General features: G+C 64.1%; 14 protein-coding genes and 1 pseudogene. 11 read left to right on the forward strand and 4 right to left on the reverse strand.

Annotation, left to right across the window (positions count from 1 at the left end; all coding sequences use genetic code 11):
• A pseudogene (locus tag LQ144_RS18635) lies at positions 1-286 on the reverse strand (glucose-6-phosphate dehydrogenase); the annotation flags it as partial.
• A 181-nt stretch (positions 287-467) separates the two neighbouring features.
• A complete protein-coding gene (locus LQ144_RS18640; RefSeq protein ID WP_230120201.1) occupies positions 468-1148 on the reverse strand; it encodes a GntR family transcriptional regulator in 681 nt (226 codons plus the stop codon).
• A gap of 119 nt (positions 1149-1267) precedes the next feature.
• Here LQ144_RS18640 and purU point away from each other — a divergent pair, with 119 nt between their 5' ends.
• The 11 genes from purU (at position 1268) to LQ144_RS18695 (ending at position 13610) form a co-directional block, all read left to right on the forward strand.
• Complete coding sequence (gene purU / locus LQ144_RS18645) at positions 1268-2182, forward strand: formyltetrahydrofolate deformylase (RefSeq protein ID WP_230120203.1); 915 nt, start codon at positions 1268-1270, stop codon at positions 2180-2182.
• 55 nt (positions 2183-2237) lie between these two features.
• Positions 2238-4730, forward strand: a complete 2493-nt coding sequence (locus tag LQ144_RS18650) for an FAD-dependent oxidoreductase (protein WP_230120204.1) — start codon at positions 2238-2240, stop codon at positions 4728-4730.
• A gap of 113 nt (positions 4731-4843) precedes the next feature.
• Positions 4844-5470 (forward strand): cyclodeaminase/cyclohydrolase family protein, encoded by a 627-nt coding sequence (locus LQ144_RS18655; protein ID WP_230120206.1) that lies wholly within the window; start codon positions 4844-4846, stop codon positions 5468-5470.
• A complete protein-coding gene (locus LQ144_RS18660) occupies positions 5467-6345 on the forward strand; it encodes a tetrahydrofolate dehydrogenase/cyclohydrolase catalytic domain-containing protein (RefSeq protein WP_230120208.1) in 879 nt (292 codons plus the stop codon). The genes LQ144_RS18655 and LQ144_RS18660 overlap by 4 nt, the downstream gene beginning before the upstream one ends.
• On the forward strand, positions 6342-6590 hold the full coding sequence (locus LQ144_RS18665; RefSeq protein WP_230120209.1) for a hypothetical protein: 249 nt from the start codon (positions 6342-6344) through the stop codon (positions 6588-6590). The genes LQ144_RS18660 and LQ144_RS18665 overlap by 4 nt, the downstream gene beginning before the upstream one ends.
• A 46-nt stretch (positions 6591-6636) precedes the next feature.
• On the forward strand, positions 6637-8973 hold the full coding sequence (locus LQ144_RS18670) for an FdhF/YdeP family oxidoreductase (RefSeq protein WP_230120216.1): 2337 nt from the start codon (positions 6637-6639) through the stop codon (positions 8971-8973).
• On the forward strand, positions 8966-9565 hold the full coding sequence (folE, locus tag LQ144_RS18675) for a GTP cyclohydrolase I FolE (protein ID WP_230120217.1): 600 nt from the start codon (positions 8966-8968) through the stop codon (positions 9563-9565). The genes LQ144_RS18670 and folE overlap by 8 nt, the downstream gene beginning before the upstream one ends.
• A 342-nt stretch (positions 9566-9907) precedes the next feature.
• Positions 9908-11161 carry a molybdopterin molybdotransferase MoeA gene (locus LQ144_RS18680; RefSeq protein WP_230120270.1) on the forward strand — a complete coding sequence of 418 codons (1254 nt, stop codon included), beginning with the start codon at positions 9908-9910 and terminating at the stop codon, positions 11159-11161.
• A gap of 3 nt (positions 11162-11164) precedes the next feature.
• Positions 11165-12085, forward strand: coding sequence for a formate dehydrogenase accessory sulfurtransferase FdhD (gene fdhD / locus LQ144_RS18685; protein ID WP_230120218.1), 921 nt, complete (start codon positions 11165-11167; stop codon positions 12083-12085).
• Between the two features lie 27 nt (positions 12086-12112).
• Positions 12113-12622, forward strand: a complete 510-nt coding sequence (locus tag LQ144_RS18690) for a molybdenum cofactor biosynthesis protein MoaE (protein WP_230120219.1) — start codon at positions 12113-12115, stop codon at positions 12620-12622.
• Between the two features lie 181 nt (positions 12623-12803).
• A complete protein-coding gene (locus LQ144_RS18695) occupies positions 12804-13610 on the forward strand; it encodes an IclR family transcriptional regulator (protein ID WP_230120220.1) in 807 nt (268 codons plus the stop codon).
• A 61-nt stretch (positions 13611-13671) separates the two neighbouring features.
• Here LQ144_RS18695 and LQ144_RS18700 read toward each other — a convergent pair whose 3' ends face one another.
• Together LQ144_RS18700 and LQ144_RS18705 are read right to left on the reverse strand one after the other, a co-directional pair.
• Positions 13672-14901: an aromatic ring-hydroxylating dioxygenase subunit alpha gene (locus LQ144_RS18700; protein WP_230120221.1), complete on the reverse strand. Its 1230-nt coding sequence runs from the start codon at positions 14899-14901 to the stop codon at positions 13672-13674.
• A 58-nt stretch (positions 14902-14959) separates the two neighbouring features.
• Positions 14960-16201, reverse strand: coding sequence for an FAD-dependent oxidoreductase (locus LQ144_RS18705; RefSeq protein ID WP_230120223.1), 1242 nt, complete (start codon positions 16199-16201; stop codon positions 14960-14962).
• Positions 16202-16409: the final 208 nt, after the last annotated feature.

Consider the following 16409-nt stretch of genomic DNA (forward strand, 5'->3'; position numbering starts at 1 on the left):
GCGTACGGGAGTACGTTTTGACCGCGTCTTTCACCTCCGCCGCGAAGTCCTCGTTGTCCCACTGCCGCCGGGCAAAGCCCACCAGGGCAAAGCTGGGCGGCAACAGGCCGCGGTTCGCGAGGTCATAGACAGCGGGCATGAGCTTCTTGCGGGCGAGGTCACCCGTGACTCCGAAGAGCACGAGCGACGACGGTCCGGCAATCCGGTTCAGACGGCGGTCCCGCGCATCCCGCAAAGGGTTCCCGCTCCTGCCCGCTGACCTCTTGCCGTTCAAAGTATCTGGCATGGTTGGTTTAGTGCCTTAGCTTTCAGTGGCTGACGCGCCGAGGCGCATTTTTGCCACAGGGGATTTGCTCCTAAGGCTGTCACCTGCGCAGGGAGCGTTGACCCACCAAAGCGGGCGGCGCCACCCACCCGTTAGGATGGGCGCGCTTCAAAGGGCGGGCACCATCCCGCCGTCGTCCTGGCTAGGCGGCAAACAGCGCTGTCCGCACGGCCTTCTCGAAGCCATCGACGTGAACGCGGGCCAGCTCTGCGGCACGGGCCTCGTCTCCGTCGATCACAGCTTCAAGCAGGTCGACGTGCTCATGCACATGCCGGGAAAGGTTTGGCAGCCTGTCCAGCACCATGCACCAAATCCGCGTTGCGAGGTTGTCGTAGCGGATCAGCACGTCTTCCAGGTGCGGATTCGCCGCTGCAGCATAAATTCCCTGGTGCACCCGGGCGTCCAGCCGCAACGTCTCCACAACAGATGCGCTGTCCACGTCAAAGGACTCCACTTCCGCCACGATGAGGCGGAGCCGGTCCCGCGCTGCCGCCGTGCCCACCCTGGCGGCACGGGCAGCCGCGAGGGGCTCAAGCTGAGCCCTGATTTCCGAGATGAACGCGAGGTCCGTCACCTCCACGCGCGTCGCGAAAGTGCCACGCCTCGGATAGGTCACAACGAGCCGGTCCACTTCAAGCCGTTTCAGCGCTTCCCTCACGGGAGTCCGTCCCACACCGAGTTCCTTGGCAATCCCCTCGTCGTAGAGCGGATCACCAGGACGGATCTCCAGGGTCAACAGACTGTCACGTATCCGTTCGTAGGCCACATCAGCCAAGGATTTCGAGACTCCGGCCTCCGTCACCGCGAAAGCTTCAAACGCCACCGCTCCGCCTCTCTCATCGGCCAAAATTCGACTATTGACCTCGTCCGTTCACCAGTATACGCTGGCCATCACCCCTGATATATCAATAAGGTGGTCAACCATATATCTGAAGGAGAGGCATGACCGCAGTGGCCGCGTCCCCAGAAACCAGGCCAGCTCCGCAGGCAGAAGCCACTGGAGAAGCCAAGACCAGCAGGTTCGTACTCACATTGTCGTGCGTCGAGCGTCCCGGCATCGTTCAGGCAGTGACCACGTTCCTGTTTGAGCGGGGTTTCAACATCGAAGAGCACCAGCAGTTCGACGACGGCCTCCGCCAGACCCTGCACCTGCGCACTGCCTTCTCCGGAACTGCGGCTTATGCCCCGGAAAGGCTTGAAGAGGAGTTCCACCCCATCGCGGAACGCTTCGACATGAAGTTCCAAGTGCACGACGAAACCAAGCAGCGCGTTCTGGTCATGGTTTCCAAGTTCGGACACTGCCTTAACGACCTGATTTTCCGCTGGCGGGGCGGCAGCCTCGGCGGCGATCTGGTTCTGGTGGTTTCCAATCACGAAACGCACCGGGCGATGGCCGAGGCTGCCGGCCTGCCCTTCATTCACATCCCCGTGACGCCGGAAACGAAACAGGATGCCGAGCGCCGGCTGCTCGAGCTCGTGGATGAGTACAACATCGACCTGGTTGTCCTGGCCCGCTACATGCAGGTCCTTTCCAATGAGCTGTGCCGGTCGCTCACGGGCAGGGCAATCAACATCCACCACTCGTTCCTACCGGGATTCAAGGGAGCACGCCCCTACCACCAGGCCTACGACCGCGGAGTCAAGCTTGTGGGCGCAACCGCCCACTACGTCACGGCCGACCTCGACGAGGGCCCGATCATCGAGCAGGAAGTCATCCGCGTCGATCACAGTTTCAGGCCGACCACGCTCTCCACCATCGGCCAGGACGCTGAGGCCCTGGCCCTGGCGCGAGCCGTTCGCTGGCACTGCGAACACCGTGTGCTGATAGACCAGGCCAGCACAATCGTCTTCCGCTAAAGCAGCCACCTACAGGCCGCAGAAGCCCACAACCCAAATCAGCAGGAGAAACCACATGGCATCGACGCCACGAATTGTCATCATCGGAGCTGGCATCGTCGGGACGAATCTCGCCGACGAACTGGTCGCCCGGGGATGGAACAACATCACAGTCCTGGACCAGGGGCCTTTGAACATGCCCGGCGGATCCACCTCCCACGCTCCGGGCCTGGTGTTCCAGACGAATCCCTCCAAGACCATGGCGTCCTTCGCCAAGTACACAGTGGAGAAGCTGCTGTCCCTTACAGAGGACGGCGTCAGCTGCTTCAACCAGGTGGGCGGCCTGGAAATCGCGACCACCGAAACCCGTCTCGCTGACCTGAAGCGGAAGCTGGGCTATGCCTCCTCCTGGGGAATCGAAGGAAGTATTCTCTCCTCTGCCGAGTGCAAGGAGCTCTACCCGCTCCTGAACGAGGAGAACATTCTCGGCGGCCTCCACGTTCCAAGTGACGGCCTGGCAAGTGCCGCACGCGCCGTTCAGCTGCTGATCAAACGCACAGAGGCGGCGGGAGTCAAGTACCGTGGCTCCACGGCCGTGACAGGAATCGAACAGTCCGGACGGCGGGTTACCGGCGTCGAGACCTCCGAGGGCGTCATTCCGGCCGACATCGTCATCTCATGCGCCGGCTTTTGGGGAGCCAAGATCGGCGCCATGATCGGCATGTCCGTTCCCCTGCTCCCGCTGGCCCACCAGTACGTGAAGACCACTGCCGTGCCCGAGCTGAACGGCCGCAATGAACTGCCCAACGGAGCCACGCTGCCCATCCTGCGCCACCAGGACCAGGACCTCTACTACCGCGAACACGGCGAACGCTACGGCATCGGCTCCTATGCCCACCGCCCCATGCCCGTCGACGTCGACACTCTGGGAACCTACGCCCCCGAGAGCGTCAGCGAACACAACATGCCGTCCCGCCTCGACTTCACGCTGGAGGACTTCCTGCCGGCTTGGGAGGCCTCGAAGGAGCTCCTTCCCGGACTGGCGAAGAGCGAAATCGAGGATGGCTTTAACGGCATCTTCTCCTTCACCCCCGACGGCGGACCGCTCCTTGGGGAGTCCAAGGAACTCGACGGCTTCTTTGTCGCTGAAGCGGTCTGGGTCACGCACTCGGCCGGCGTTGCCAAGGCGATGGCCGAACTGCTGACCACGGGCAAGTCCGAAACCGACCTGGGTGAATGCGACATCACCCGCTTCGAGGACGTCCAGCTCACCCCCGAATACGTCAGCGAGACCTCGCAGCAGAACTTCGTGGAAATTTACGACGTCCTCCACCCGCTCCAGCCCCGCCTCTCCCCGCGCAACCTTCGCGTCAGCCCGTTCCACGCCCGGCACAAGGAGCTGGGGGGCTTCTTCCTGGAGTCCGGCGGCTGGGAGCGGCCCTACTGGTTCGAATCAAATGCCGCCCTCCTCAAGGAGATGCCGGCGGAATGGCTGCCGCCGGCCCGGGACACCTGGTCCCAGATGTTCAGCTCCCCCATTGCTGCCGCTGAAGCGTGGAAGACCCGCACCGCAGTCGCAATGTATGACATGACGCCGCTCAAACGGCTGGAAGTGTCCGGTCCCGGAGCCCTGAAGCTGCTTCAGGAGCTGACAACTGCGGACCTGAACAAGAAGCCGGGGGCCGTCACCTACACGCTTCTGCTCGACCACGCAGGTGGTGTGCGGAGCGACATCACAGTAGCCCGCCTGAGCGAGGACACCTTCCAGCTCGGAGCCAACGGCAACATCGACACCGCCTACTTCACGAGGGCAGCCCGGCACCAGACGCAAAGCGGGTCCGCCGCTGATTGGGTCCAGGTGCGCGACACCACGGGAGGCACCTGCTGCATCGGCCTGTGGGGGCCTTTGGCCCGCGACCTGGTCAGCGGGGTCAGCGAGGATGACTTCTCCAACGACGGCCTGAAGTACTTCCGGGCCAAGAGCGTTGTCATTGGCGGGGTCCCGGTCACGGCCATGCGTTTGTCCTATGTTGGCGAACTTGGCTGGGAACTGTACACCAGCGCCGACAACGGACAGAAGCTGTGGGATGCGCTCTGGCAGGCAGGACAGCCCTTTGGCGTCATCGCGGCCGGACGGGCGGCATTCAGTTCCCTCCGCCTCGAAAAGGGCTACCGCTCCTGGGGAACGGACATGACCACGGAGCACGACCCCTTCGAAGCGGGTCTCGGGTTCGCCGTGAAGATGTCCAAAGACAGCTTCATCGGCAAGGGCGCGCTCGAGGGCCGGACCGAGGAGGGCTCCGCCCGGCGGCTGCGCTGCCTGACCATCGACGACGGCCGGTCCATCGTCCTGGGCAAGGAACCCGTTTTCTACAAGGAGCAGGCAGTCGGTTACGTGACCAGCGCCGCTTACGGATACACCGTGGCCAAGCCGATTGCCTACGCCTACCTTCCGGCCACCGTTTCCGTCGGCGATGCCGTCGAGATCGAATACTTCGGACGGCGTATCAGGGCCACCGTTTCGGAAGAGCCCCTGTACGACCCGAAGATGACCAGGCTCCGCGGGTAATCAGCCCGCAAGGCCATTTGGGGGCACGCAGCCCGGCTCATCCTCGCAACGGGAGCCGGGCTGCGTGCAGCCCCCGTTCCGCCCCCAGCCTCAACCAGCCCAGGAATGGAAAAATGATCGGTTCAGAAACACTTAATGACTACCTCGGCAGGCTTGCTTCACGGAGGCCCACCCCTGGTGGCGGCGCGGCCGCAGCGCTCCATGCTGCGCAAGGTGCAGCCCTGGTGGCCATGGTGGCCAGGTTCAGCAGCGGCGGCAAATATGAGCAGCACGCACAGACGACGTCCAGAATCATTGCCGCAGCCGACCGGCTCACCGGCGAGACGTTGGAGCTGGCCGACGCCGACGAAGCCGCCTTCAAAGCCGTCATCACCTCTTACAAGCTGCCGGCGGCAAGCGAGGCCGACCGTGAGACGCGTGCGGCCGCCATCCAAAACGCACTTGTTCAGGCCGCCCAACCGCCGGTCCGTCTGATCAAGCTGGCGGGCGCTGTCGTGGAGCTCGCCGCTGAACTTCTGGATATTGCGAACCCGAACGTCATCAGCGACATTGCCGCAGCCGCCGACGCGGCCAGGGCAGCGGCGACTACGGCCCGCGTCAACATCGACATCAATGTGGTGGCCATCAAGGACACCCAGGCGCACGCCTCGCTGGCGGAACAGACGGACGGCCTCGAAGAAAAAGTCGTCCTGGCGGCGGACTCGCTCTCACGCCAGGTGCGGGAAAGGATCCTCCGGTGACGGCATCTTTGCTCTCCGGCAAGCCTCTTGCCAAGCTGATTCAGCAGCAGGCGACAGCCCAGGCCAAGGCCCTGGCCGAGGAGGGCTCAGGCCCTACCCTCGCCGTCGTGGTTGCCACTGAGGACAGCTCGACCCACTGGTATGTGCGCTCCATAGAGCGCGCCGCCGAAAACGCCGGCATCGGCTGCAGGATTATCGACGTCGGCCACGACGCGACTGAACAGGTACTCATTGCCGTGTTGAAGGACCTCAGTGCCGAGCCTTCGGTCAATGGCATCATCCTGCAGACTCCCCTGCCTCCGTGCGTCAGAACCCCGGAACTGGTCAAGTACATCTCCCCGGAAAAGGACGTCGACGGCGCAAACCCGTTGAGCCTGGGACTGCTGGCCGTAGGGGAACGCGCCTTCGCACCGGCTACGGCACGGGCCGTTGTAGAAATGCTGGACCACTTTGAGATTCCGGTGGCGGGCCGCAACGTGGTGGTGGTGGGCCGTTCAACTGTGGTGGGCAAGCCCCTGTCCCTGCTGCTTTTGCAGAAGGACGCCACCACCACCGTCTGCCACTCGAAGTCCGGCCCTCTCGCGAAGTACACCAAGGCGGCCGACGTCGTGGTTGTTGCGGCCGGCCGCACCGGGCTGCTCACCGGGACGGATGTTTCGGAACACTCGGTGGTCATCGATGTGGGAACCAATGTGCTTTCCGACGGCTCGCTCGCCGGCGATGTCGACGAAGCCAGCGTCCGGACGGTGGCTTCAGCGCTGACGCCGGTCCCAGGCGGCGTCGGCTCAGTCACGACGGCGCTGCTGCTTCTCCACACCGCCGAAGCGGCGCGGGACCAGACACGCGCGGCCCGGACGCCTGTACTCACACCATGACCGACGCACTAATGGCACGCCGCACGGCGCTTCATTCCGCCAGCACAAAGGTCGTGGCCGACTGGACCGCGCTCATGCCAGGCGATTTCGTCACGGTGCTGGAGTCCTACACAGTTCCCCACAGCGGCTGGATCGACGACCTGACAGAGGACGGCCGCATCATCTGGCTGGTTCTGACCTTCGGGGGTGGCCGCCGTATGTTCTTCCGCGAGAACGGCGACATCATCACGGTCGAAGTTCCATAGGCCAAGCACACCCCTACTGCCCGGCAAAGATCTGAAGGAAGAGCCAATGGCTTCCAAAGCACCACGCGAGAATATCGACGAGTCAAAGCTGACTGTCAGCAAACCGAAAACCAAGGCCGTAGGCATCCCCGCGGTGGCCAGCGCCCTGAAAATATCCCTGGAGCAGATGGGCCCGCTGCGCAGCGTCCAGACACTCATCGCCGTCAACCAGATCGACGGATTTGACTGCATGGGCTGCGCCTGGCCGGAACACGAGAAGCGCAATGCAGCGGAATTCTGCGAGAACGGCGCAAAGGCGGTGGCAGAGGAAGCTACCCGCCGCCGGGTCACCCCGGAATTCTTCGCAAGGCATTCCGTTGCCGACCTGAAGACGCGTGATGACTACTGGCTCGGACAGCAGGGAAGGCTGACCCACCCAATGGTCCTGGATGAGGGCGCGTGCCACTACAGGCCCATCGGCTGGGACGAAGCCCTGGAACTGGTCGCCCAGGAACTCAGAGACATGGACCACCCGGACCAGGGCGTTTTCTACACGTCCGGCAGGACGTCCAACGAGGCCGCATTCGTGTACCAGCTGCTTGTGCGCGGCGTGGGCACGAACAACCTCCCGGACTGTTCAAACATGTGCCACGAGTCCTCCGGCTCGGCGTTGGTGGAGACCATAGGCATCGGCAAAGGTTCCGTCAGCCTCAAGGATCTGGAAACGGCGTCCCTCATCTTCGTGGCGGGCCAGAACCCGGGAACGAATCATCCGCGCATGCTCAGCGCCCTGGAGAAGGCAAAGAAAAACGGCGCGGCCATCGTCTCCGTCAACCCGCTCCCCGAGGCCGGACTGCTTCACTTCGAGAACCCGCAGAACATCTCGGGGATGCTGGTGGGCTCGCAACTGACGGACGATTTCCTGCAGATCCGGGCCGGTGGCGACCAGGCACTCTTCCAGGGTCTTGGGAAATACCTGCTGGAAGCAGAACGTGCAGGCAGGAACAGCCCGGGCTTGACAACGGTCCTTGACCACGACTTCATCAAGAACCATACGGTCGGCGTGGAGTCCTACCTTTCGCAGTTGGAACAGGTGCAGTGGGACGAAATCGTCGAGGCGACCGGGCTGACCATGGAACAGATCGCCGCCACCGGTGAACGCCTCCTGGCATCAGGGTCGACCATCGTCTGCTGGGCGATGGGCCTGACACAGCACAAACACTCAGTGCCTACGCTTCGGGACGTCGTCAACGTCCTGCTGCTGCAGGGCAACATCGGCAAGCCCGGAGCCGGTGTTTGCCCGGTTCGCGGACACTCCAATGTCCAGGGCGACCGGACCATGGGCATCTTCGAACAGATGCCGGCAGCGTTTCACGACCGGCTCGACCAGGAATTCCAGTTCCGCTCACCCCGGGCGCACGGCTACGACACCGTCGCTGCGATCCGGGCGATGCGGGACGGAAAAGTCCGGCTGTTCGTGGGCATGGGCGGGAACTTCGTCCGGGCGGCTCCGGACTCGGATGCCACCGAGAAGGCCCTGGCCAATACCCGGCTGACTGTGCAGATCTCGACGAAACTGAATCACTCGCACCTTTCGACAGGAAAACGCGCCCTGATTCTCCCAACGCTGGGCCGCACTGAGCGGGATACCCAGCGGTCCGGCGACCAGAGGGTTACCGTGGAGGATTCCATGAGCGCTGTCCATGCATCCCGCGGCCGGCTCAAGCCCGCCAGCGAGCACCTAATGTCCGAGGTCGCCATCGTCTGCAACCTCGCGCACAAAGTGTTCACCGACGCCGGCCTCCCCCTTTCCAACACGCCGGCAGCCGACTGGCTCTCCCTCCGGGATGACTACTCCCTGATCAGGCAGCACATCGAAGCTGTCTTTGATGGCTTCGAGAATTTCGAGGAGAGAATCCAGCACCCCGGCGGTTTCGTTCTGCCCCACCCGCCGCGGGACAAAAGGGAATTCAAGACACTGTCCGGCAAGGCGCACTTCACGTCGAATGCCCTGGAGTACCTTCGGGTCCCGCCCGGCCGGCTGATCCTGCAGACCCTTCGTTCACACGACCAGTACAACACCACCATCTACGGCAAGGACGACCGATACCGCGGAATTCACGGAGGCCGGCGCGTGGTGCTGGTCAACGAGGCGGACATAGCCGAGATGGGCTACGCGGACGGGGACATGGTGGACCTGGTTTCAGAGTTCCGGGGAACAGAGCGCAGGGCGGAGGATTTCCGCATCGTAAGCTACTCGACGCCCAAGGGTTGCGCAGCCTCGTACTACCCGGAAACCAACGTGCTGGTGCCGCTGGACTCCGTCGCTGACACCAGCGGCACCCCGACGTCCAAGTCCGTCGTCGTGCGGCTGGAACCGGCAGGAGCGCGGCTTCATGCTTGATGCCCCTGATACCTTGCTGCGCCGCAAGGGGGTGGACCGCCCGCGGGTGGAGCGGGCGGTCCGGGAGTTCCTTTTGGCCGTCGGCGAGGACCCCGACAGGCCTGGCCTGGCTGAGACTCCGGCACGCGTGGCCCGCGCCGCAGTGGAAATGTACGGCGGCCTCCACGAGGATCCAGCCACTGTACTGGACAGGACATTCGACCTAGGACATGAGGAACTGGTCCTGATTAAGGACATTCCTTTCTACTCAACCTGCGAGCACCACCTGGTGCCCTTCCACGGTGTGGCCCACGTTGGCTACATCCCGTCGGCGGACGGAGTGGTAACAGGCCTCAGCAAGCTGGCCAGGCTGGTGGATGCGTTTGCGCGCAGACCGCAGGTGCAGGAACGCCTGACCACCCAGGTGGTGGATTCGCTCGTATCGTCCCTCCGGCCGCTGGGGGCGATCGTAGTGGTGGAATGCGAGCATCTCTGCATGTCCATGAGGGGCGTCCGGAAGCCGGGCGCGAAGACCATTACCTCGGCGGTGCGCGGACAGCTGCGCCTGCCGGCAGCCCGCGCGGAGGCACTCAGCCTGATCTTGGGCCGCTGACCGCGATGGGGTGATGGCGGTCCTTCGAAAATCGGACGGGCGCCGCCTCTGTTCTCTGATATATCTTTAAGATATATTTGGAATATCAGATGGTGCCGCTGCAGTGCGGGACAAAGTCCCCAAATCCATGCGGCAAGTACGTTCCCCGTGAACGGTGTTTCGGAGGCCTGAATACCTGGGGAGGTAAGCGCCGGAACACCGCTTTCGGGGAACGAGCAGGTGCGGCGCCAATCCCAGAAGCGCCGCCACCGCGTGGCTGCCCCGCCGATCCAACAAACCAAGCCACCAACGAAGGGACGACCAGTGGTAGCTCTAACCCTTCACCCCGTCGACAGGCCGGGCATGGCCGGCGGGCGTGCCGCTGACGGGGAGCACACCTGGGCGGAAGCACGCCGTCTGGCCTTCGACTGCGCCACGCCCCTTGGACCAGAACGGATTCCACTCGGGGAGGCGAACGGAAGAATCCTGGCCGCTGACCTCAGCGCGCTTCAGGAGATGCCCCACTACGCCTCGTCCGCCATGGACGGCTGGACGGTTAACGGTGCCGGCCCGTGGGCGCTGACGGAACCAGGAAAACCCCTCGGTCCCGGTGAGGCCAGCCCGGTGGTCACAGGTGGCGTCATCCCTCCGGGCTCCCAGTCTGTGCTCCGTGTCGAGAGCGGACGGCTTGCGGACGGCGCAGGCGGCCAGGCCATCCTGATAGTGGGCGACGCGGCGTCCCCCGGTGAACCCCGCCCTGGCCAGCACATCCGTAAATCGGGCGAGGAAGCGGCCGCCGGCGAGGTGCTGATCCCCGCCGGGACAGCCCTGAACCCTGCGCATATCGCACTGGCGGCCGTCGCCGGCTTCGATCAACTGACAGTGCGCGGCAAACCGCTGGTGAAAATGCTTATCACTGGCGCAGAGGTGGTCACGGCGAGGATTCCGGTGCCGGGACAGGTCAGGGATGCCTTCGGCCCCCAGTTCCGCACCATCATCCAGATGCTCGGGGGTGTCCCGGGGCCACTGGTCCGCATCGGGGACTCCTACGAGGAATGGCTCACAGCACTGGGTGCCTCCGAAGCGCCGATGGGCCAATGGCCCGACGTGGTCGTGACCACCGGCGGGACAGGGCGCTCCGGCGCTGACCATTTCCGCAAAGCCGTGGCCGCTCTCGGCGGACGGCTCCTCATCGACGGCATCGCCATGCGACCGGGCCACCCCGCCGCCTTGGGCAAACTGCCCAATGGCCGATTCGTCGTCGGACTTCCCGGCAACCCGCTCGCTGCCCTGATGGCGCTCTTCACCATTGGCGGTCCGCTCCTGGCCGCGCTCGGCAATCAGCCCCTGGCCGGCATCAGCCGGCTGCCGTGCGGCACGGTAATCGACGCCCACACGGCATCCACACGGCTCATGCCGTTCCGCTGGGTCAACGGCCTGGCGACACCGGCCCACTACACGGGGCCCGGGATGATGCGCGGGCTGGCCACCGCCGACGGCGTCATGGTGGTTCCGTCGGCGGGCGTTCAGCTACGGGAACCGGTTCCGGCCTTTGCGCTCCCGTGGCGCCCGGACCTGCGTCCGGCGCTTCCTGGCAGATTGATCGGGGAGGACTAGGACGTGGCACGCATGACCCAGCGGCGGAAGGTCCACAGGTACCTGCTGGACGGCTCCGAGGCCGCTATCGCATATCCCGTACGGGTACGCGAAGACGTGCTGGCGGCCGAGGAACCACTGGAGGTCCGTTTCAAAGACCTGTCATTTGCCGTGACGATGCGGACGCCCGGGGACGACTTCGACCTCGTTGCCGGTTTTCTCGTCTCTGAGGGCATCATCAGCAGCCAGGCGGATCTCGTGTCGCTCCGCTTTTGCGCCGGCGAGGATGAAACCGGCAGGCAAACCTTCAACGTCGTTGAAGCGCAGTTCCGTCCCGGCCTGGCACTGCCGGACACTGGCCGGCACGTATACACGTCCAGCTCCTGCGGCATCTGTGGAAGCACATCCATCGAAGCCGTCCGCAAAACCCTCACCTACGACCTCCATGAGGACCAGCTGCGCGTGCCGGTCGACGTGCTCGCGCGGCTGCCCGAACAGTTGCGCGAAGCCCAGGCATTGTTCGACAAAACCGGCGGCGTCCACGCAGCAGGACTGTTCAAGATCGGCGACCGCGGAGAAGCGGAGCTCCTTTGCCTCCGCGAGGACGTGGGCCGCCACAATGCCGTGGACAAGGTGATCGGGTGGGCGCTGCGCGAAGGGCTTCTGCCCCTGCGCGGAATGGTCCTGCAGGTCTCGGGCAGGGCATCATTCGAGCTCGTTCAAAAGGCAGCCCTCGCCGGCATCCCGGTATTGGCCGCGGTCAGTGCACCCTCAAGCCTGGCGGCGGACCTCGCCGCCGACACCGGCGTAACACTCGTGGGCTTCAGCCGGGGCAAGAGTCTCAACGCCTATGTGGGGCAGGAACGGCTGGCACCTGCGCTAACGGCACCTCCCCGGGCGGCACTTCCATTGACGACTCCATTGACGACGGCGGGCCAGGGCTAGGTGCCGGTCTTACCTGAAAGGAAACCAATGGCCGGTACAGAAGTGGCGGGTACAGAAGTGGCCGGCGCCATCCTCAGCCCCGATCCCCTCTCTGAGGACGTGGCTCTTGCCGCCGTCGAAAGCGCCACAGCGGGTGCAGTTGTCAGCTTCCGGGGCGTGGTCCGGAACCACGACGGCGGCAAGGCCGTGGAGCGGCTGTGCTACACCGCCCATCCCACCGCCCAGAAAGCGATAGCGGAGGTCGCGGCTGCCGTCCTCGCCGAACACTCGGGGGAAGCCGGCCAGCCTGTCGGAATCTGGGTGGCCCACCGGGTTGGGACGCTGCGCATCGGCGACCTGGCCCTGGTGTGCGCCGTATCGGCTGCGCACCGCCGGCAGGCGTTCACCATCTGCTCTGAGCTCGTGGACCGGGTCAAAGCCAGCGTACCCATCTGGAAAGAACAGTTCTTCAGCGACGGCACAGTCGAATGGGTTGGCGCCGAAGGCGCTGGCGCAGCCGCGCTCTCCGACGCCGAAGCCGCCATCAAGATCGGCTGACCACACCCGGCAACGACAGGGAACCCCGCCGGTTGAGCCTGTCGAAACCTCAGTTCACGGATGCTGCGAGTAGGACAATGACGGCCGCGCGTCCGTCGCAGTCTAGGATCAGACTTGTGAAGCAGGCGGGACAACGCAGAGTCTGACCCCTGGTCACGGCGACAAAACGGGAGCACCTCTGATGGCTGCAAGAGACGAAACAGGGACTGATAGGGATCCGGACGCCCAAGGCGGAGGCGTTCAGTCAGTCGACCGTGCGCTCCAGATCCTGGAGATCCTCGCCAGGGACGGACACGCAGGCGTTAGTGATATTGCTGAAGAGATGGGGGTTCACAAGTCCACCGCCTCGCGGTTGCTCGGATCCCTCGTGTCCAGGGAGATCGTGCGGCAAAACAGCGATCGAGGCAAGTATCAGCTGGGCTTTGGCATCCTGCGCCTAGCCAGCTCCATTCCCGGCCGGCTGAGCCTGGTCCACGAAGCGCGTCCGGTCCTGGAGAGCCTTGCAGACCAATACAAGGAAACGGTCAACCTCGCCGTCCTGCGTTCCAACTACGCGGTGAACGTGGACCAGGCCATGGGCCCGTCAACGCTGGCCACCTACGACTGGGTGGGCAGTCTCACGCCCCTCCATGCCACGTCCAGCGGGAAAGTACTGCTGGCAGCACTGCCGGTGGAAGAACGGGCCCGGATCCTCAAGAAGGTGGGCCTTCCCGCCCGCACCCCGCGCACCATCACGGACCGGGATACTTTGGAGAACCAGCTCCTCGACGTTTCCCGCGACGGCTACGCAGTTGTTCACGAGGAATTCGAGATCGGACTGAACGCCGTTGCAGTGCCCATCTATAACCACTTCGGGACGGTCATCGGGGCCGTCAGCATCTCCGGCCCCGCCTTCCGCTTCGACCCGGAAAACACTCCAGGTCTGATCCAGGGCCTCCAGGACGCCGGCCTGAGCATCAGCGGAAAGATGGGCTACACGCGGCGATGAACCCGGACCGGGGTCCGGGGTCATCGCGGGTGTTTGGTTCTGCCGTTAGTGGCCGGTGCTTTTAGGAGGCCGGGGCTGCTGGGGTTTCTTTGCGTTCGAGGGTTTCGGCGCGTTCCTCCAGCGGCGGGGTGTTCTCGGTGATGCCCAGCAGTGCCTCTCCTGAGAGCGGGACGTCGCCGACCTTTTCCTGGACCCAGTCGTGGAAAGCACCGATGTGGTGTTCGCTGGGGACGAGGACGCCGCCCTTGGAGTACACCTTGGAGGCCATGCCGGGCTGGCAGCGTTCGCACGCGTCGAAGTCCTGCATGTTCACCCGGTGGAACAGCTCCACGGAGGCGGTGACGTCCTTGCCGGACTCCACCACCGAGGGCAGGTACAGCCAGTCGCATTCGACGATCGTGTGATCCGCCGACATCGGGAACATCCGGTGGATGATCACGTGGTCCGGGACCAGGTTCACGAACACGGTCGGCTTGATCGTGATCGCGTAATACCGCCGGTCCTGGTCCTCAGCCACGCCCGGAATCAGGTCCAGGCCCTCGGACCCGTCCACCGTGAAGCCCTTGATGTCCTCACCGAACTCCGCCCCGTGGCCCACGAAGTACTGCGCGGCCAGGCCGTCGGCGAACTCCGGCAGGACCTCGGTCAGCTCCGGGTGGATCGTGGCGCAGTGGTAGCACTCCATGAAGTTCTCAATGATGAGCTTCCAGTTCGCCTTCACGTCATACCGGATCCGCCGGCCCAGAGACAGATTCGCCACGTCATAGCCATCGATCGCGTGCACACTGCCCAGGCGTTCCTCGATCGCGCCCATCACTTCCTCTTCGAAGGACGGCGGTTCCTCGGCCAGACAGACCCAGACGTAGCCCAGGTACTCGCGGATGTGGACCTTGGCCAGGCCGTACTCGTCACGGTCGATGTCCGGCATCTTGGTCAGGTTCGGGGCCGCGATCAGCTTGCCCTCAAAGTCATAGGTCCAGGCGTGGTACGGGCACTGGAAGTTGCGGGCCGCTTCGCCCTTTTCCTCCATGCACAGCTTCACGCCGCGGTGCCGGCAAACGTTGTAAAACGCCCGGATCTGGCCCTTGCGGGTCCGCGAGATCAGCACGCTCTCCCGGCCCACCTGCACCGTCTGCCACGCCCCGGGCTTGTCCAGATCCGCCGAACGGATCGCGCAGAACCACATCTGCTCGAAAATCCGTTCCTGCTCCGCCCGGAAAATAGCCGGATCCGTATACAAAGAACCGCCCAGGGTCGGAATCAGACTCGGCGTGGTTACCTCAACAGACAATTTTGTTCTCCTATTCCAAAGACACAAAAAACAACTAAAACAAGAAGGAAAATTGGGGCTAGAGCCCCACGGCGGCACCGGCAAGGGCGGGTACGTCCGCCGGCGTCGAGACTTCGGGCACGACGGCGGCTGCCGGCTTGGGGGCCGACGCCGCGAGGCTCCTCCGCCACTTGGTGAACAGCCGTGGCTGGTTCATGCCCAAAACGGCTACGGGAACGTCCTCCCGGTAGTACACGGCCAGCAGGCTGTGCTCGGCAGCATCCCCCGCGTCGACGTCCAGGCGGTCGTAACCGGCTGAGTGGCCAGCGAACTGGATCTTCACACCATGCTGGTCCGACCAGAAATACGGCGGCTTCAACGGCTGCGCCGGGGCGTGGCTATCCAGCAGCGCCTGCACCGCCAGCGCCGCCCGCTCCAGGGCCCCCGTCCAATGCTCCACCCGGCGGTGCTTATCCACCGCGGCATCAAACCACGCAGCGCAATCCCCCACCGCCACAATGCCCGGAACGTTAGTCCGCCCCATCGCATCGCACAACACACCACCGTCGACGTCCACCCCCGAACCGGCGAGCCATTCGACGTTGGGTTCGGCACCGATGCCGACCACCACAACGTCCGCAGCCACGAACGTCCCGTCAGCCAGCCGAAGGCCGGTCACGTTTCCTTCGCCTGCGTAGAAGTCTTCAATAACTGCCGAGGAGATGATCCGGACACCTTTGGCGGTGTGCAGGCCCGCCACCACCGACCCCATCTCCATGCCCAGCTGGGCTGCAAAGGGCACCGGCTTGGTGTCAACGAGGGTAACGTCCATGCCACGTGAGGCGGCCGAAGAAGCAACCTCGGCGCCGACGAAGCCGGCCCCGATGACGGCCATTTTGCTTCCCGGCACCAGTTCCGGCGCCAGGCTCTGCGCATCGGCGAGGGTGCGCAGGGAAAAGACGTTGCTCAAGCCGGCCAGTGCCGGCAGCTGACGGGCCCGTGCGCCGGTGGCGATCACGATGCCATCGGCCTGGACAACCTGGCCGTTGGCCAGACCAATAATTTTCGAAGACGCGTCCAGGGACACGGCACGTGAACCCAGCAGCCATTCGGCGTCGAGGTCGTCACCGTCGGTTTCCAGGGACAGATCCTCGGCCGTGATCGACCCCAGCAGGAAGTCCTTGGAGAGCGGCGGCCTGTCATACGGGCGGTGCTCTTCATCGCCGATGATGACGAGCCGTCCGGTGAAGCCTTGGGCGCGGGCTGCCCGCGCGGCGGAAAGACCGGCCAAGGAGGCTCCCACGATTGCAAGTGTCTGCATTTCTCTCACCCTCTTTCAATTGCTTCTTAAGCAACAACAAGCGCTATATGCAACAGAGTGATCTATGCCACGGAACCTGTCAAGGGGCCCGTGACTCATTAAAGAAGAGGTACGTAATTGGACCGCCAGCCCTTGACAAAACAGTGTGAGCGAAAGCACTCTGTTGCATATTACGACGTGTGTTGTTCCATGCGGAACAAAGCAGATT

Origin of the sequence: Arthrobacter sp. Bi83 (genome assembly GCF_918698095.1) — a bacterium.
Lineage (GTDB): Bacteria > Actinomycetota > Actinomycetes > Actinomycetales > Micrococcaceae > Arthrobacter.